The sequence below is a fragment of the uncultured Kordia sp. genome, assembly GCF_947496985.1.
In the GTDB taxonomy this organism is placed as follows: domain Bacteria; phylum Bacteroidota; class Bacteroidia; order Flavobacteriales; family Flavobacteriaceae; genus Kordia.
In genome coordinates, this window is sequence record NZ_CANMEZ010000007.1 from 19,873 (window position 1) to 36,414 (window position 16,542).

A 16,542-nucleotide genomic window follows, 5' to 3' on the forward strand; every position below is an offset into this window, starting at 1 on the left:
GACAAGTACAAAACAAAAGAGATACTACTAATAAAGAAAAAAACGTTTCTCAAAGTATTGGATGTGAGTAATTTGAAATGTAATATTTTTCTTCAAAATTGTTGTTTTTATTAAAAAAACGCAACGCTTATCAACTATTCCTTACGCTTATTAATTCCACTATTCTAAAACTACATTTTTTATATACTTTAGTTTCAGAATAATAAAAATCGAATACAAATGAAGAAGAAAAAACCCATCCCAAAAAAGCAGTCTTTATGGCTAAAAGGATATTCTTTGACAGAAATTCTTATTGTATTGTGCATAATTGGAATCTTGATTTATTTGGTATTACCAAATCAAACACAAGCCGTTGTACAAGCACGTGCAATTGAAGCAAAATCAACACTAAATTCATTATACTCGTATCAACGAAACTACTTCTTTACACATGCTAAATACGCTGATAATTTTGAAGATATTGGCTTTGAAAGAGAAATTACAATTGATAAAGGTGGACAAGCCGTATATCGCATTGAAATTATAGAAGCTAGCATTAACAGTTTCAAAGCAAGAGCACAATCCATTCAAGATTTTGATGGAGACGGAAATTACAATACTTGGGAAATAGATCACAAACGAAATCTAAAAGAAGTCGTCAAAGATTGATCTTTTGAAAACTATTATAACCATCGTATTACTGAGTGTATTTGTCATTATCTTAATTCAAGATTTCAAATACAGAGCCATTCATGCAGTTACCATTATTGGTATCGGTATTATCGCCATTATTCTAAACTACCTCGAACCACAACTCACATTTTTTGACATGCTAAAAAACATTGGTTTTTTAGTCATTACAAGTAGTGCATTTATGATTTATCTAACAATAAAAAATAAAACCTTTCAAAATCCTATTGATCAATCAATTGGATTAGGCGACTTGCTATTTTTAATAGTGATTACACCACTATTTCAAGTACAGCAATACATCTTGTTTTTTATCATTGGATTAATGATTTCTGTGGTGGTTTTTATACTCTCAAAATCAATTTTAAAAGAACAAACAATTCCATTAGCGGGTTATTTGTCCTTCATACTAATCATTTGTTTTGGTTTAAAAATGTTGAACATCGTAAATCCTTTTTACATTGAATTCTAACAATCAACATATCATCATATCTATAACACAGCAGCAAATTGTAAGTGCTGAACTGGCAAATCACTATCGAATTATTCCATTTGATGAAAATGCTAACAGTATTTCTTTTTACACAGACAAAAACGAAGCAGACAGTGAAAAACTCATTCAAGAATTACAATTATTATTGGATAAAAAAATCACGATTGCTTTTGCGTCTACAGAAGTTATTCAAAAAGCATTAGCTACGTATTATAGAACTAGCGATACTGAAGCAACAACTTCAAATGAATTACAGCAGCTAAGCACTGATTTTTTAGATGAATTATTGCATGAAGCGAAAGGAATTAGGGCAAGTGATATACACGTAGAAATATTTGAAGAAGAAGCACGTGTTCGGTTTCGAATTGATGGTTTATTGATTGAAAAATATAAAATTCAAACAGAAAACTACCTGGAACTCATCAACAAAATAAAAATTCGTTCCAACTTAGATATTACAGAAAAACGCTTGCCGCAAGATGGTCGCATTACTATTGAAACTTTTGACATTCGTGTTTCTATTTTGCCAACTCATTATGGAGAAAAAGTAGTCATGCGTTTGTTAGGACGTGATGCTTCTCACCTAAACTTAAACGCTTTAGGTATGAACTCGCAAGAACAAGAACGTTATCGTACTGCCGTAAAAAAAACCAATGGCATTGTGTTAATTAGTGGCCCTACAGGTTCTGGAAAAACAACTACATTATATGCAACATTGAAACATCTAAATCATTCCAAAACAAATATTGTTACGGTAGAAGATCCAATAGAATATACACTAAAAGGGATCAATCAAGTACAATTGAAAGAAGATATCGGTTTAACATTTACAGCTGCATTGCGTTCGTTTTTACGCCAAGACCCTGATGTGATTATGTTAGGAGAAATTAGAGATGCACAAACAGCGCAGATGGCTATTAGAGCTTCACTCACAGGGCATTTGGTGCTTTCTACTATCCACACAAACTCAGCTTTAGGAACCATTTCACGATTAATTGATATGGGCGTGCCTGCATTTTTAATTGCGGAAACACTCAATATTTCTATTGCACAACGCTTAATTCGTAAACTGTGTGAACATTGTAAAACCGAAACAATACTCAATGTAGAAGATTTACCAAAATCATTACGAACAAACAATACAATAACACATCAACATACTGCAAAAGGTTGCAATCATTGCTACTACACAGGATATAAAGACAGAACTGCAATCTATGAAATGATTGCCATTACGGAAGATATTGCCGAAATCATAAAACAAGAACGCATACAAGAAGCCAAAAAACTCATTAACAAAGAAGAAAGTTTGGCATACAAAGCATTACAACTATTCAAAGACGGAATTACCTCTTTGGAGGAAGTATATCCAATATTATTAAACTCCTAAAACATGTACAAGCACTATATATTTATACTTCTATTTCTATTTTCTGGATGGGCATTTGCGCAACAGAATACAGCATATCGTGAAAAGTTAGAAACATTATCGACTGAAGTCAAAGCATATAACAAAACGATGCAAGTAGAAATTTCGGGCATTACATTATATGATTTTATTTCTGCAATCGCCGATGAACACAAACTTAGTATTGATGTTGACACCGAATTAGACCAACTAATTTCTAGTAATTTCTATGATGTTCCAGTGAAAGATGTTTTGCTTTTTTTGGTAGGAAAGCATGATTTGGACATGGATGTAAAGGGCAAAATACTAGTTATCCGTAAGAAAGAAATTGTTCCTGAAATTCCAAAACCAATTCCGCCTAAAAAAATAGACGTTCGTTACAATAAAGAAAATGATTTCCTTTCTGTAAAATTGAAAAACGATTCCATTTCGAGAGTTACACGAGCAATTATTGATGCTTCTCAGAAAAATATCATTCTAGCGCCAGCTATAAAAAAACAAACTGTTTCATCCTACATTCTCAACCGTCCATTTGATCAAGTATTGGAAATGATGGCAAAGTCAAACGGCTTAATGATTACAAAAGATGAAAATGATTTTTACTATATAGATAAGAGTGATATTGTTATAAAAGACAATCCAACCACAGCAAAATCGAATCGTAAAAGAAGTGTTCAAAAGAAAAAAGGTACCAATACAAACAATGGTGAATATACACTTGCAGTTGACAAAAAAGGCTTTCTATCTATCAACGCTTTTGAAGCAGATGTACTAAGCATTTTAGTAGAAGCTGCCGAAAAATTGAACATCAATTATTTCATGTATGACAAACCTGAAAAATTAACGACCACATTACTAGCAACAGGAATTACTTATGAAGAATTATTAGGACATGTACTAAAGGGAAAAGAATACACATATAAAAAAGATGATGAAGTATTCCTTATTGGGAAACACGACACGGACGGTATTAGAAGAACCACTTTAATTCAAATGGAAAACAGAACTATTGAATCTGTAAAAGCAACATTTCCAAAAGCATTGGTTCAAAAAATGGACATTGTAGAATTTATAGAACTCAACGGTTTTGTAGTAACAGGTTCAGAAATTCAAGTAAGAGCCATGCGCGAATATTTGAAAGAAATTGACAAAGTTGTTCCTAATGTTGAAATTGAAATTATGATTGTTCAATATCAAAAAGGCTATGAAATACAAACAGGTTTACAAGCCGGATTAGATGATAACAAACGTACAACTTCAGGTGTATTATTCCCTACGGGCGATGTACAAGTGAATGCAAATTCGGTAAATGGACTCATTGATGCCTTTAACGGACTTGGTATTGTGAATCTTGGGAAAGTTACAGAACGGTTTTATCTGAGTTTAAAAGCACTTGAAAACAATTCATACATCAAAGTAGAATCGACGCCTAAATTAGTCACCCTAAATGGTCATGAAGCTACAACTTCTATTGGAGAAACAAGCTACTATTTTGAACAACGAAATGAACTGATACAAACTGGTGTAAACAATAATGTATTACAATCAGGACAATGGAAATCTACGGAGGCAAATTTGAGTGTTCGCATCAAGCCATTTGTGTCTAAAGACGAACATGTAACGCTTGAAGTTTCGGTAGAACAAAGCTCCTTTTTAGGAAGAGCTGGTGAAAATGCTCCTCCTGGAAAAGCTACTCGAAAATTTGAATCTATGATTCGTGTAAAGAATAATGAGATGATTTTACTTGGAGGATTGGATGAATTAGAGAATGAAAATTCAGGTACAGGAACGCCTTTCTTTTCTAGAATTCCCATAATCAAATGGTTTTTTAGTAGTAGAAAAAAGAAGAAAGAAAAATCGAAACTTCACATATTAATCAAACCAACAGTTACGTATTAAAATGTTTGAAAAACTAGCACATATCATTCCATTAAAAAATACTTTTCAAGTAGTAGGAATTCATTTTTTGAATGAAGATGAAGTACAATTTTGCGTGCTGACTATTCATAAAAAGCAAAATGAGTTTTCAGTTGGAAAACGATTTGAAACCAATCAGTTTGTTGAAGTTTTCAAAGAAATTGAAACCAAACATCCTGTATTTCTACATTTCTCAGGAGTTGGCATTTTGAATAAAAAATTGGAACGTGCTGTAAATTACAGACAAAAGTTGCTTTTTAAATCAAATCCAGATGATTTCTACTTTTATGAAGTACATCAAGAAAAGGCAATTTTTGTATCGATGTGTCGAAAAAAAATCATCGATAGGTATTTGACACAATTGGAAGCTAAAAAATATCATGTATTAGACATTGCTATTGGTCCTTTTGTAAATTATGTGTTGCGTTCATTCATATCGAACCAAAATATAACATCTAATCTTTCAAATATTACATTATCGCAACATGCCATTATTGATTTTGAAATATTAGATACTGTTTCTAAAAGTACTAAATATCAAATTGAAGATTTACATTTTTCACACAAAGAAATTGCGCTTTTTGCAATGATCATACAATATCATATTCAAGAAGAAGTCATACAATTTGAAACGTTTTTTTTACAAGAAAACAAAACAGCCTTCAGCTATTACAAAGCCACAAAAACTACGCTAATTTCGGGTATTGTCATACTATTATTTGGCATCATTACTGGTCATTTTTTACTGAATACATATCGCACAGAAACTTCCGAAAAACAAGCTATTGTAGCCGGAGTAAAAGATATACAAGAAAAACTAGTAGTGCTCAAGCAACAAAAACAAGATAAAGAGGAAATTATTGCAACTTCAGGTTTATTCAACCCGAAGTTTTTGACCCATTATTTTTATGAAATTGGAAATTCAGTTCCTCAAAATATCAAGTTATCAAATATGAATATTACACCTGTGACTAAGAAAATGCGAGCTGATAAAGAAGTGCGTTTTTTCAAAAAACAAATTCATGTAGCAGGACATACCATTAACGATGATCATTTTCAACAATGGGTTGCAAAATTGAACACAAAATCGTGGGTAAAAAAGACCGAAATAGAAGCGTACACACAATTGAGACGATCGAAACAAAAATCATTTTTAATACATATCTATTTCTAATGATGCTTCAACTTTCACATAAACGCCGTTTTTACTTAACATTGATTGCAATGATTTTACTGATTTTTGCTTTATACAAAAAGACATACAGTCCAATTTTTGAATTGAAAAATGAGCTTCAAACTTCTGAAAATTTAATGACAAATTCGGAAGCTTCTTTTCGAGAAGTTCAAGAATTACAACAGGAGTTAAATGGTTTAGATAAGATTATTGGGGATTCACAAAATCATGCTTTAGTTCAACAAAAAATATTGCAATTCATTACAAATAATTCATTGAACGTTAGTGTTATTTCTATGGAAGACACCCATGTTTTTGGAGAAAAGATTTTTACCGTTTTCACGAATAAAATCGTGCTAAAAGGAACTTATGAAAACTTACTAAAACTTATGTATACTATGGAAAAAGAATTTGCAGCGTCAAAAATCGCAAGTGCAAAATTTATTTCAAAAAAAGATTACAACACACATAAAACAAATTTATTACTAGAACTATATTTTCAAAACTATGGGAAATAACATTAAACTTTTAAGCCTATTAAGCCTTCTCCTTTTTATGTCTTGCGACGATATTTTAGAGGAAAATATTTCTGACGATTTAATTACGCCAATTACACCAACTGCGGAAAGTGTAATTACGAACAACTTAATTAATTTTTCGTGGAATGCTGCAGATGGTGCGGACGATTATCGATTGCAAATATTGGATAACAACCAAAACAATTTGATTGTACTAGATTCAGTAGTTTCATCTACATCATTTCAACACCCATTAGATCCTGGTAATTATCAATGGCGTATACGAGGAGAAAATTTCGCTTATGAAACAGCGTACTCCTTCCCTATTTCGTTTAGCGTAGTTGCCTCTTCCGATTTAACAAATCAGAGTGTGATTTTGAATACACCAACAGACAATTTATATACTAACTCTACCAATATATTATTTACTTGGAACGATTTACAATTTGCAGATTCATATACGTTTGAATTGGTTAAAAACCTCAACGGGCAGACAACTGTTTCTCAACAAACAGGAATTACAGCTACAAATTACAGTGTAAATGCAAGTGTTTTTGATGTTGACGCAGCATACATCTGGAAAGTAAAAGCTATCAATACAACAACCGAAACTACGTTTGCAACTCGTTCTATTCTTTTAGACCGTGAAGCTCCAAATCAACCTTCATTAGTTTCTCCAACAGATGGAGAAACGATTACAACCATAGACATTGATTTTAATTGGACACTTGGACAGGATAGTGGAAACATACAATCGACAGTAGAGAGTGTTTTAGAGATTGCACAAGATGCTAATTTCAATACTATTGTAGAAACAATTACGGTTAGTAATGGAACTTCTCAGCAAGTTTCTATTGAAAATATTGGCACTTATTATTGGCGTGTTCGTGCAAAAGATGCGGCACAAAATGTGAGTTCTTATAGTATTCAAAGATCATTTACAACAGAATAATTAAGTACAGTTTGAAAACAAAAAAATATATAAACATTGGATTAACTCTATTGACCATTTTCATTTGGGGAACTATTGGCTATACGTATTTCTATCAACAGGAAGCACCAAAAAATGTAGCATATTCACCTGTAATGACAGCCAATATAGATTTTTCTATTCGGAAAGATACTTTTGATTTAATAGCTGTTAAAAATCCTTTTTCAAATACCATGCGAACTCCTAAAAAAAGTTCTCAGACTAAGATTAAAAAAAGTTCAAAAAAACAACAAAAATCACGCATTCCAATAGCCGTAAAATGGCCTACTATTTCCTATCACGGATATGTGGTTCAGGAGGGAAATTCAAAAAAATTAGGCATTCTAAAAGTCAATGGAAAAATTACACGAAAGAAAATACAAGAAGTCATTCTAAACGAATTTAAAATCAAGAATATATACGAAGATTCTATTCAATTAACATATAAAAACACCATTAAAACTTTTAAAAAACAAAAATAAACAAGCAAATGAAAACTTTAAAATTTCTTCCCCTAGTCAATATATGTGTGCTAATTGCCGCAATTATTTTTATGACGATAAAACTCAATGACAATCCAAAGAAATATGCGTATGTAGATAATATTTCATTATTCAACAAATTCAATATGTCAAAAGATTTGCACGCTATGGGTTTGCCACAACTAAATGCACAAAAAAAGAAAGTAGATAGTCTTTATCAGTTAGCTCAACAACAAAATGATCCGAAGTTGATTAAAGAGTTACAACAGCGTGTGTATATTCAAAATAATCACCTTCAAAAAATGGATACTGAACTAAAACAAGAAGTAAATAGAAAAGCTTGGGAACGGTTAAATGGATATTTAGAAGAATTTGGAAAGCAACAAAATGTAGATCTCATTTTTGGTATTCAAGGTACTGGAAACGTAATGTATGCAGATAAAGCTTTTGATTTGACACAAGAAGCTATTGAATTTGCCAATTCAAAATATGAAGGTAACAAGTAAAAAAAGAACAGATGAAAAAAATAATTTTACTTCTTAGCATGACACTATTTTGTGTTTTATCATGTACAAAAAACAAACAGGAAGCAGTTATTACAGAAAATTACAAATTTTTCAATTTAGCCGTTGATGGCTGGAAGTCGAAAAAAATTAATCAATATGTAAATTCGATTAATTACACGGCTACGGAAGTTCCGTTGCATTATTACATCTTAAAAGACAATCAAAACATTGAACCAAAAGCAGTCGATTCTATTTTCAAATTACATGAAAAAGAACGTGTTGTCGAAATTGAATTTCATCATGATGAAGAACAAGATTTATTACAACAAGAGTTTACCAATTTGTCATATGATAAAGCCGTAAAATATATGGCTTTTAAAATTCAAAAGGATTTTAAAGTAGTTACAAGTTCAAATGATACCATTGTATGTTCAGGTGTTTTATTTGAACGAAATTTTAAAGTTGCTCCTTTTAAAAGAGCATTACTATACTTTGGAGATGTAAATCCAAACGAAGAAATACAATTGATATACGATGATCAATTATTTGGAAATGGTTTAATGAAATTTAACTTTAAAGCAAAACCATTAAAACTGTAAGTAAATACAGTGATATTGTCTATTCTTTTAACGCTTATACAATAATTACTACGCTTATGAAATATCTAACGATTGATACAACGTAAATATATACTTTAGTACCCGTAGAATAATTCCCTTCTTAGTTACTTCCCCAAAAGCAACTAATTTAACTCACAAAAACACACTCATTGATCTGCAACTTAGCATTGGACATTTCCTAGCCGAGCTTGTATTCTATTCCCCACATTTATTTATAAAAACAAAAATTTAAGTTTAAAATAAAACTTAGTGATCAATGATGATACAGCATATTAGAACTGGAAAATTTTCTAAGGTTCTGTCTTGCTATTTGGCAATTCAGTTGGTATTAACAACCATTCAACCTTCACAATTATTTGCACTGACGGGCGGTCCGTCTCAACCTGAATTTAATGCATTTACACCTATTGGGACTTCTGATATGGTAAATATAAGTACAGGTAGTTTCAATTATAACATTCCTATTATGGATGTTGGTGGCTACCCATTAAACTTAGCATACGATGCAGGAATTACAATGGATCAAGAATCTTCTTGGGTTGGACTTGGCTGGAACTTAAACGTTGGACAAGTAAATCGTAATGTTCGTGGAATTCCTGACGATTTCAAAGGCGATAAAATCACCTATGAAAACAGTATGAAAAAGAATAAAACTGTTGGAATGACACTTTCTATAAATCCACAAATTTCTGGAAGTGAGTTTAGTTTTTCAGGTAGTTCAACGCTAACACATAATAACTATGAAGGATTTAGTTTTACACCTTCTTTTGGTGTTTCCTATAAATTTTCTAGCGGAACTAGTGTCGGAATGAATTTATCACCTTCTGTAGAAAATGGAGCTTCTGTAACACCTACTGCAACACAAAGCTTTTCTGGAAAAAATCAAAAAACTGAAAAAACTAGTGTTTCAGGGATAAGTCATAATATAGGAATAGGTACAAGCTTCAATAGTAGGCAAGGATTAAGCTCATTCAACATTAATACTTCTACAAGTGGAAGAGTAATGAAAAATCAATATGGTTTATGGAAATATACTGGACGATCTTCAAATAGTGGAAATCTAGGAAGTTTATCATTCATTGATAATACATTTACACCATCCAAACGAACAGCCTATCACAATGAAAACTATACATTTAACGCATCTCTTGGAGGGCAAGCTGCCGCATTTAGTTTTGAAGGCGGTGTTTCTGCTTTTTATTCTGTACAACGTCTAAAAGATCAAGTAAAAGAAGAAAAAGCATATGGATATGAATTTACGGAGAATGCAACACATGACGATGTATTAGATTTCAACCGAGAGAACGAACGTATGGTTACTAAAAATACCACGACACTTCCTGTTGTAAACTATACGCATGATATCTATCATATACAAGGGCAAGGAATTGCTGGACAGTTTCGTCCTTTTAAAAGTCAATCTGGATATGTTTTCAACCAACGTGTAGATGACTCAGGAGATAGTTTTAGTCTTGGAGGCGAAATCGAAGGTGGTTGGGGATTTAGAGGTGGTGTTGATATCCACTATTCTCCAACTAGAAGTCATACAGGTGTTTGGGATACGCCAGGACGTTACAGGTTCCAATCTGTTCAAGATACAAATTTAGATTATGAACAAACATATTTTAAAACCATTGGAGATTTAAGTATTGACAAGGATCAACAACTTTATGAATCTGTATTATCTGGAGAAAAACCAATGTCACTAGTATTATCTCCTTCGGGAAGAGCCTACAGTAAAGAAGCTATGAATACTTTTAATGTAAAGGAATATAATACTGATAACACGATAGATAATTCATTAGTTCAAATTACAGCACCTATAAAAAGAGCACATCGTGAAAAAAGGAATCAAGCCATTTTAAAGGTGAATAAAAATGAAGCATTAGTAGATCCTTTTATAAATGCGCATGATAATTTACAATCACATCATACAAACGGACTTAAAATTGTACAACCTAGCGGCGCAACCTATGTATATGGAGAAGCGGCTGTAAACAGTTCAAAAGAAGAAGTAACATTTGCTGCAAATGGCACTCCAAATCTAGAAAATGGAACTATTGGAGTTCTAGGTCAAGATAATAGAGGAAATACAAGTGGCGTTGATAATTATTTCAATAAAATTACTACACCTGATTATGCACATACGTATTTATTAACTACTGTACTTTCTAATGATTATGAAGACCTTACTGGTGATGGAGCAACAGATGATGATTTAGGCGCTTATACAAAAATGCACTACAACAATTTTACAAATGATGAAGGAACGGCAGGAACCACTGAAAAAGTGACATCAGTTGTTACTGATTATAAATGGAGAGTTCCATTTGATAACGATGATGCTTCATACAACCCTGGGTTGTATACAAAAAAGAACGATCAAAAAGGAAGTTATGTTCGTGGAGAAAAAGAGTTGAAATATGTTTCAATGATTGAAACAAAAACACATGTTGCAATTTTTGATTTTAGTCCTCGTGAAGATGGTCAAGATGCTGATGGAAGAAAAGCTTCAATGAAAATTGAAACAATCAAACTATACTCAAAACCAGAAGCAATAGCTGCAAACTTATTAGATGATGATGCTTCAAACAATGAATTTGTAGCACCTATTAAAACAGCTCATTTTGAATATGATTATTCTTTAATGGACAATACGCCTAATAGTACTTCAGGTAAGTTAACCTTAAAAAAAGTATACTTTACATATCGTAGTTCTAACATGGGGAAATATACTCCTTATGTATTTAACTATGATAATTACAATCCAGACTATCAATTAAAATCATATGATGTTTGGGGAAATTACAAGCCTTTGTTTGAAAGAGAAGAACAAATAGAAGGAACTACATATACTACAGATGCTAATGGTGAAATTAACGGAATTACACTTTCAAATGGAAATGTAAATACATCTTGTGAAATTGCATCTGATATTACTGCGCAAGAATTTCCGTTTGTGCAACAGAAAAGAAAAGATTTTCAAGATTTTTATGTTTCCGCTTGGACACTATCTTCTGTAGATTTACCATCTGGTGGGCGTATTGAATTAGAATATGAATCTGATGATTATCAATATGTTCAAGACAAACCTGCAATGGAAATGTTTAAAGTAGTTGGTGTAAGTGAACATGCACCAAATAGCTTGAACGATCTTACCGAAAACCTATATACAAATGGACAACATACTAGATTCTTGACAGTTAAATTATCTGAAAGTTCACAAATAACTCCAGATAAATTTAGAGAAAAATATTTAGGCCAATACATAGATAAACCTCTGTTTTTTAGATTCTTAGTAAACATGGAGAAGAATAGTAATTGTAGCTATGATTATGTAGAAGGATATTGCACTATTGACCAAACAGGAAACTTCTCAGTATTTCAAGGTTCTGACGGTGAATTTTATGGCGCTATACCTATTCAGCTAGAAGCACAAGAAGGTGGTGCCGATGCAAGTGCTACGGTAAATTTAGGCACTAATACTGTACAATTAGGAACAACAAATCCAATAACTAAATCTGGATGGTTTTTTGCAAGAAAACATTTAAATCGTTACGCATATGGAACTGGTGATGATGAACCAGGTTCTCCAGATATTAGAGACATTGCAAATGCTATTTGGAGTAGTTTACCTGTTTTGTTAGAAATTTTTATCGGACCTAATGGATACCTAGAGCAACGTGGAATCGCACGTAAGTTTAAACCTGAAAAATCATGGATTCGTTTAAAGCATCCATCACAAGCAAAACTTGGAGGCGGATTGCGCGTTAAAAAAGTAATAATGCACGACAATTGGGATGTAATGGTTGGTAGTGAACAAACAAATCCTGTAAATGAATATAGTAATTTCTACGGTCAAGAATATGACTATACTTTAGGAGAAGGTAAAGGATCAAGTGGTGTTGCTACTTGGGAACCAAATATGAGTAAGGAAAACCCACTCATACAACCATTCTATGATAGTCCTGAAAAATTACAAGCTAGAGAATATGTAGAAAAGCCTTTTGGAAAATCATTTTATCCATCGGCTTCTGTTACATATAGTAAGGTAACAGTTAAGAATATAGATAGAACTGCAAATATTAACAGTGTATCAAAAGTCGTAAAAAGACATGCGACAGGAAAAGTAGTAAGTGAATTTTTTACTTCAAAAAATTTCCCTACAAAATCCGATCATACTGTTATTGATGGAATGAATAATTATAACACTAATCAAGCAAACATACTCGATAATGTATTGCGACTAGCCGTACGAACAGAGTTAGCACTTTCTCAAGGTTTTTCAATCGTCACAAACGATATGAACGGAAAATCTAAATCTCAGAAAATATATGATGAAAATGAAAACCTAATTTCTGGTGTTGATTATGAATACAATGTTACCGAAAATGGAGAATTAGACAATAAACTTCCAGTAATACTATCTGACGGAAGTATCGATAAAACAAAAGAAATTGGAGTGCATTATGATGTAATTACAGATTTCAATGAAAATTATAACCTATCTGAAAGTTTCGGAGTAAACACAAATCTTACATTCTTCAATGCTGGTTTTATTCCAATTCTTTTAGGACAACTTCCTTTTGAATATAAACGAAATGAATCTATACTACATACAACGACGACGACAAAAGTAATTCACAAAACAGGAATTTTGGTAGAGAAAGTTGCTCATGATCTAGGGGCAAGTGTTAGCACAAAAAATCTTGCATGGGACGCATTAAGCGGACAAGTATTGCTTACTGAAACTTCCAATGCATATGAAGATGAGTATTATAATTTCTCATATCCTGCACATTGGGCATACAAAGGTATGGGACAAGCTGTAAAAAATTTAGGAATTGAATGTCGTTTAACTTCTCTTCATGAAAACCTTTCTAATGATTATGATGGCGATGTTTCAGGAAATTCAACTTGGTATAGAATCCAAGGAACAACATCTGCAAATAGTAGTTTGGATGAAATATTTTCTCCTGGTGATCAAGTAATCGTTTTTAATGATAATGGTGAATCGATTTCAGATGATAATGCCTATTGGATAAGTCAAATTGAAAACATTGATGATAACAATACAGCTTTAGGAAAGAAAATGGTGCTCATTGATAGAAATGGAGAATACTTAAATGCTTGTGGAGAAGATATAAGCTTAGGTGACATTACAATCAAAATTATAAAATCGAATTATCGAAACTTTCAAAGTGCTGCAATGGCTTCCGTTACTTCAATGACCAATCCTGCTCTAAATGATGTCATTAATGCTAATGATTTTACTTTTGATGACACTGTTTCTGATACTGACAATCCTCGAATCATCAATGCTTCTGCTATTGAGTACAAAGATTTTTGGAATAACCCAGAAGAAAATATTGGTGTAAAGAGGTATCCTTCTTTAACCTATCAAGGTTCAGAGAATTATTTAGTAAAGTATCCTAGTTTTTACCAAACCAATCCATTTGTATACAATATAAAAGGTGATTGGCGCGCTGTAAAATCCTATGCATATTTAACAACACGTTCATCAACAAATACAAAACGTAATAGTGGATTCTTTGAAAAATTCTCTCCTTTCTACACCTACGATTCAAATACTAAAAAATGGGTTAAAAATGATACCGATTGGACATATGCTAGTGAGGTTACTCAATATTCTCCTTATGGAGCAGAACTCGAAAACAGAGATGCGCTTGGAAGGCATTCATCTGCTCAATATGGATATAATTACAAATTACCCGTTGCAGTTGCTTCCAATAGTGAATATAGACAAATGGGCTACGAAGGTTTTGAAGATAGAGATGCTGAATCAGCAGTAAACACTCACTTTAGAATCTCAAGTTTATCATCTACTGATAACGAAATCATCATCACTGATGAAGAATCTCATACAGGTAAATACAGTCTAAAAGTAGAAGGAGGTAGACACGCTTCCATCGCTAAACGATTATATAACAATTGTATTGAAAGAGGAACCAGATTAGATTGTGCTCCACCTGGACCTGGACCGGAACCCGGAATTCCTAGCTGTAGTTATGAAGGTATCGGAGTAGTTTCTAATAATGAAATAGCAATCCCAATACTATTAAATTATGGTTCTGATGGTCCATTAACTCCTGGTCCTTCTTTAGTCTTTACTTATTCTTCAGGCTCAATTAGTGAAGTCTCTTATAATAGCCAAACAGGAACATATTTATATGAATGGATAATTCCTAATACAGGAGAACATATAATTACTTATGTAATAAAAGATAATAATGGAAACGATCAATGTAATGAAACCATTATGATTACCAATGGACAGTTCGCATTTAACAATGCAGATGATTCATTAATAATGAACATAAGTCATTAAAACAGTTATTAAAAAACATATTATGAAAATATATAATACATACAAACTTCTAATTACAATAGTGTTTTTATTAGTTCTGACAAGTACTTGGGGACAAACTACCTCTGGTGACTTTCAATCTGGAACTGCAAATGGTACTTGCTCCTCTTTTTATCCATTACCTGGTGAAAAATACATCGTTAGTGGCTGGGTTAAAGAGAGTAACAATCAAAATAAAAAAACATACACAAATGGCGTGTTAGAAATTAACTTCTACGACGGAAGTAATTTGAATCCAGCATTACCTACAGTTACAATGTATCCAAGTGGAAAAATCATTGAAGGTTGGCAAAGAATCATAGGAATTGTATCAATTCCGAAGCCAGAAGCTAATACCAACGAAGAAGCACTCAAAGTAATTGGAATAAGTTTATCATGCCTTAATGCTGGCACTGACTGCTATTTTGATGATATCCGAATCTTCCCGTTCAACGGAAGTATGAAAAGTTTTGTATACGATAAAGACACACAACGTTTGATGGCAGAATTAGATGAAAACAACTACGCTACTTATTATGAATATGATCAAGAAGGCGGGTTGGTAAGAGTCAAAAAAGAAACAGAAAAAGGTGTGTATACTATTCAAGAAACACGATCAAAAAGTAAAAAACAACAATAGTTATGAAACGTATAAAAAATATATCAATCTACAGAAAATTAGTACTAGCAATACTCTTTTTAGTATGCTTTCAGACCTATAGTTTTGCACAAGAAAGAACAGTCGATGACATCTTAAAGGAGACACAAAATGCAATGGAACAGAACCAAAATATGCGTTTTGATATGAATTATAAATGGTTTGGCACATATACAGCTAAAAAACCATCTATTTCATACTTAGGCAACCTTATAAAGTCTAAAGAAATAATTTATTCAAAAATCAATAACACCTTTTTCATTACAGATCCAACATCAAAAACATCTATTAAATGTAATGAAGCAGAAAAAGCATTGATTATTCAAAGTAATATAACTATAAACAATGATCAGTCACCTGTAGCATTATTAAGCACCTTTATTAAGCTATTCAAAATAAAAAAAGTTAAGGATAATGGAAGTCAATGGATATGTACATTAACTACAGATGTTATTACACAACTTCCTTATGGAAAAGTAGAAATCTACATTAATAAAGAAACTGCTTTAGTTGAAAAAGAAGTACTCTATTTCTTAACAAAAGCTCCTTATAAAAATGAAGAAGGTCAAGAAAAAATAGACAATCCAAGAATGGAAATTACGCTTTCCAACTACAAAACAAGTTTATCCAAACAGGAAAAAAATATCGCTAAAATAGATTCTTACATACTTAGAAATGGAAAAAGAATAACTCCAACTACTGCATATAAAGAATTTAAAATAAGTCAATATTAAAATACTGGAACCATTTCAAATCATAG

At 32.1% G+C, this 16,542-nt stretch carries 13 protein-coding genes; all 13 read left to right on the forward strand.

The window, feature by feature from the left end:
• Nucleotides 1–219 precede the first annotated feature (219 nt).
• The 13 genes from Q0828_RS17000 to Q0828_RS17060 all read left to right on the forward strand — a co-directional run bounded on the left by Q0828_RS17000 (nt 220) and on the right by Q0828_RS17060 (nt 16,516).
• Nucleotides 220–648, forward strand: a complete 429-nt coding sequence (locus Q0828_RS17000; RefSeq protein WP_298423811.1) for a type II secretion system protein — start codon at nt 220–222, stop codon at nt 646–648.
• A gap of 4 nt (nt 649–652) precedes the next feature.
• Nucleotides 653–1,141 (forward strand): hypothetical protein, encoded by a 489-nt coding sequence (locus Q0828_RS17005; RefSeq protein ID WP_298423814.1) that lies wholly within the window; start codon nt 653–655, stop codon nt 1,139–1,141.
• A complete protein-coding gene (locus Q0828_RS17010) occupies nt 1,131–2,552 on the forward strand; it encodes a GspE/PulE family protein (RefSeq protein WP_298423816.1) in 1,422 nt (473 codons plus the stop codon). The genes Q0828_RS17005 and Q0828_RS17010 overlap by 11 nt, the downstream gene beginning before the upstream one ends.
• A 3-nt stretch (nt 2,553–2,555) precedes the next feature.
• A complete protein-coding gene (locus tag Q0828_RS17015; RefSeq protein WP_298423818.1) occupies nt 2,556–4,469 on the forward strand; it encodes a type II secretion system protein GspD in 1,914 nt (637 codons plus the stop codon).
• A gap of 1 nt (nt 4,470) precedes the next feature.
• Nucleotides 4,471–5,661, forward strand: a complete 1,191-nt coding sequence (locus Q0828_RS17020; RefSeq protein ID WP_298423820.1) for a hypothetical protein — start codon at nt 4,471–4,473, stop codon at nt 5,659–5,661.
• 50 nt (nt 5,662–5,711) lie between these two features.
• Nucleotides 5,712–6,179, forward strand: coding sequence for a hypothetical protein (locus Q0828_RS17025; RefSeq protein ID WP_298423822.1), 468 nt, complete (start codon nt 5,712–5,714; stop codon nt 6,177–6,179).
• Nucleotides 6,169–7,131, forward strand: a complete 963-nt coding sequence (locus tag Q0828_RS17030) for a hypothetical protein (protein WP_298423826.1) — start codon at nt 6,169–6,171, stop codon at nt 7,129–7,131. The genes Q0828_RS17025 and Q0828_RS17030 overlap by 11 nt, the downstream gene beginning before the upstream one ends.
• A gap of 11 nt (nt 7,132–7,142) precedes the next feature.
• Nucleotides 7,143–7,631, forward strand: coding sequence for a hypothetical protein (locus tag Q0828_RS17035; protein WP_298423829.1), 489 nt, complete (start codon nt 7,143–7,145; stop codon nt 7,629–7,631).
• Nucleotides 7,632–7,639: 8 nt separating this feature from the next.
• Complete coding sequence (locus Q0828_RS17040) at nt 7,640–8,137, forward strand: hypothetical protein (protein WP_298423832.1); 498 nt, start codon at nt 7,640–7,642, stop codon at nt 8,135–8,137.
• Nucleotides 8,138–8,148: 11 nt separating this feature from the next.
• Nucleotides 8,149–8,736, forward strand: coding sequence for a hypothetical protein (locus tag Q0828_RS17045; protein WP_298423835.1), 588 nt, complete (start codon nt 8,149–8,151; stop codon nt 8,734–8,736).
• Between the two features lie 277 nt (nt 8,737–9,013).
• Nucleotides 9,014–15,106 carry a hypothetical protein gene (locus Q0828_RS17050; protein WP_298423838.1) on the forward strand — a complete coding sequence of 2,031 codons (6,093 nt, stop codon included), beginning with the start codon at nt 9,014–9,016 and terminating at the stop codon, nt 15,104–15,106.
• Nucleotides 15,107–15,128: 22 nt separating this feature from the next.
• Nucleotides 15,129–15,764: a hypothetical protein gene (locus Q0828_RS17055; protein ID WP_298423841.1), complete on the forward strand. Its 636-nt coding sequence runs from the start codon at nt 15,129–15,131 to the stop codon at nt 15,762–15,764.
• Between the two features lie 2 nt (nt 15,765–15,766).
• On the forward strand, nt 15,767–16,516 hold the full coding sequence (locus Q0828_RS17060) for a hypothetical protein (RefSeq protein WP_298423843.1): 750 nt from the start codon (nt 15,767–15,769) through the stop codon (nt 16,514–16,516).
• The last annotated feature ends 26 nt before the right edge of the window (nt 16,517–16,542 follow it).

Excerpts from the sequence above, each read along its gene's own strand:
- Q0828_RS17000 (WP_298423811.1), top strand. The coding sequence starts at position 220 with ATGAAGAAGAAAAAACCCATCCCAAAAAAGCAGTCTTTATGGCTAAAA.
- Q0828_RS17015 (WP_298423818.1), top strand. The coding sequence starts at position 2,556 with ATGTACAAGCACTATATATTTATACTTCTATTTCTATTTTCTGGATGG.
- Q0828_RS17020 (WP_298423820.1), top strand. The coding sequence starts at position 4,471 with ATGTTTGAAAAACTAGCACATATCATTCCATTAAAAAATACTTTTCAA.
- Q0828_RS17025 (WP_298423822.1), top strand. The coding sequence starts at position 5,712 with ATGATTTTACTGATTTTTGCTTTATACAAAAAGACATACAGTCCAATT.
- Q0828_RS17030 (WP_298423826.1), top strand. The coding sequence starts at position 6,169 with ATGGGAAATAACATTAAACTTTTAAGCCTATTAAGCCTTCTCCTTTTT.
- Q0828_RS17040 (WP_298423832.1), top strand. The coding sequence starts at position 7,640 with ATGAAAACTTTAAAATTTCTTCCCCTAGTCAATATATGTGTGCTAATT.
- Q0828_RS17045 (WP_298423835.1), top strand. The coding sequence starts at position 8,149 with ATGAAAAAAATAATTTTACTTCTTAGCATGACACTATTTTGTGTTTTA.
- Q0828_RS17050 (WP_298423838.1), top strand. The coding sequence starts at position 9,014 with ATGATGATACAGCATATTAGAACTGGAAAATTTTCTAAGGTTCTGTCT.
- Q0828_RS17055 (WP_298423841.1), top strand. The coding sequence starts at position 15,129 with ATGAAAATATATAATACATACAAACTTCTAATTACAATAGTGTTTTTA.
- Q0828_RS17060 (WP_298423843.1), top strand. The coding sequence starts at position 15,767 with ATGAAACGTATAAAAAATATATCAATCTACAGAAAATTAGTACTAGCA.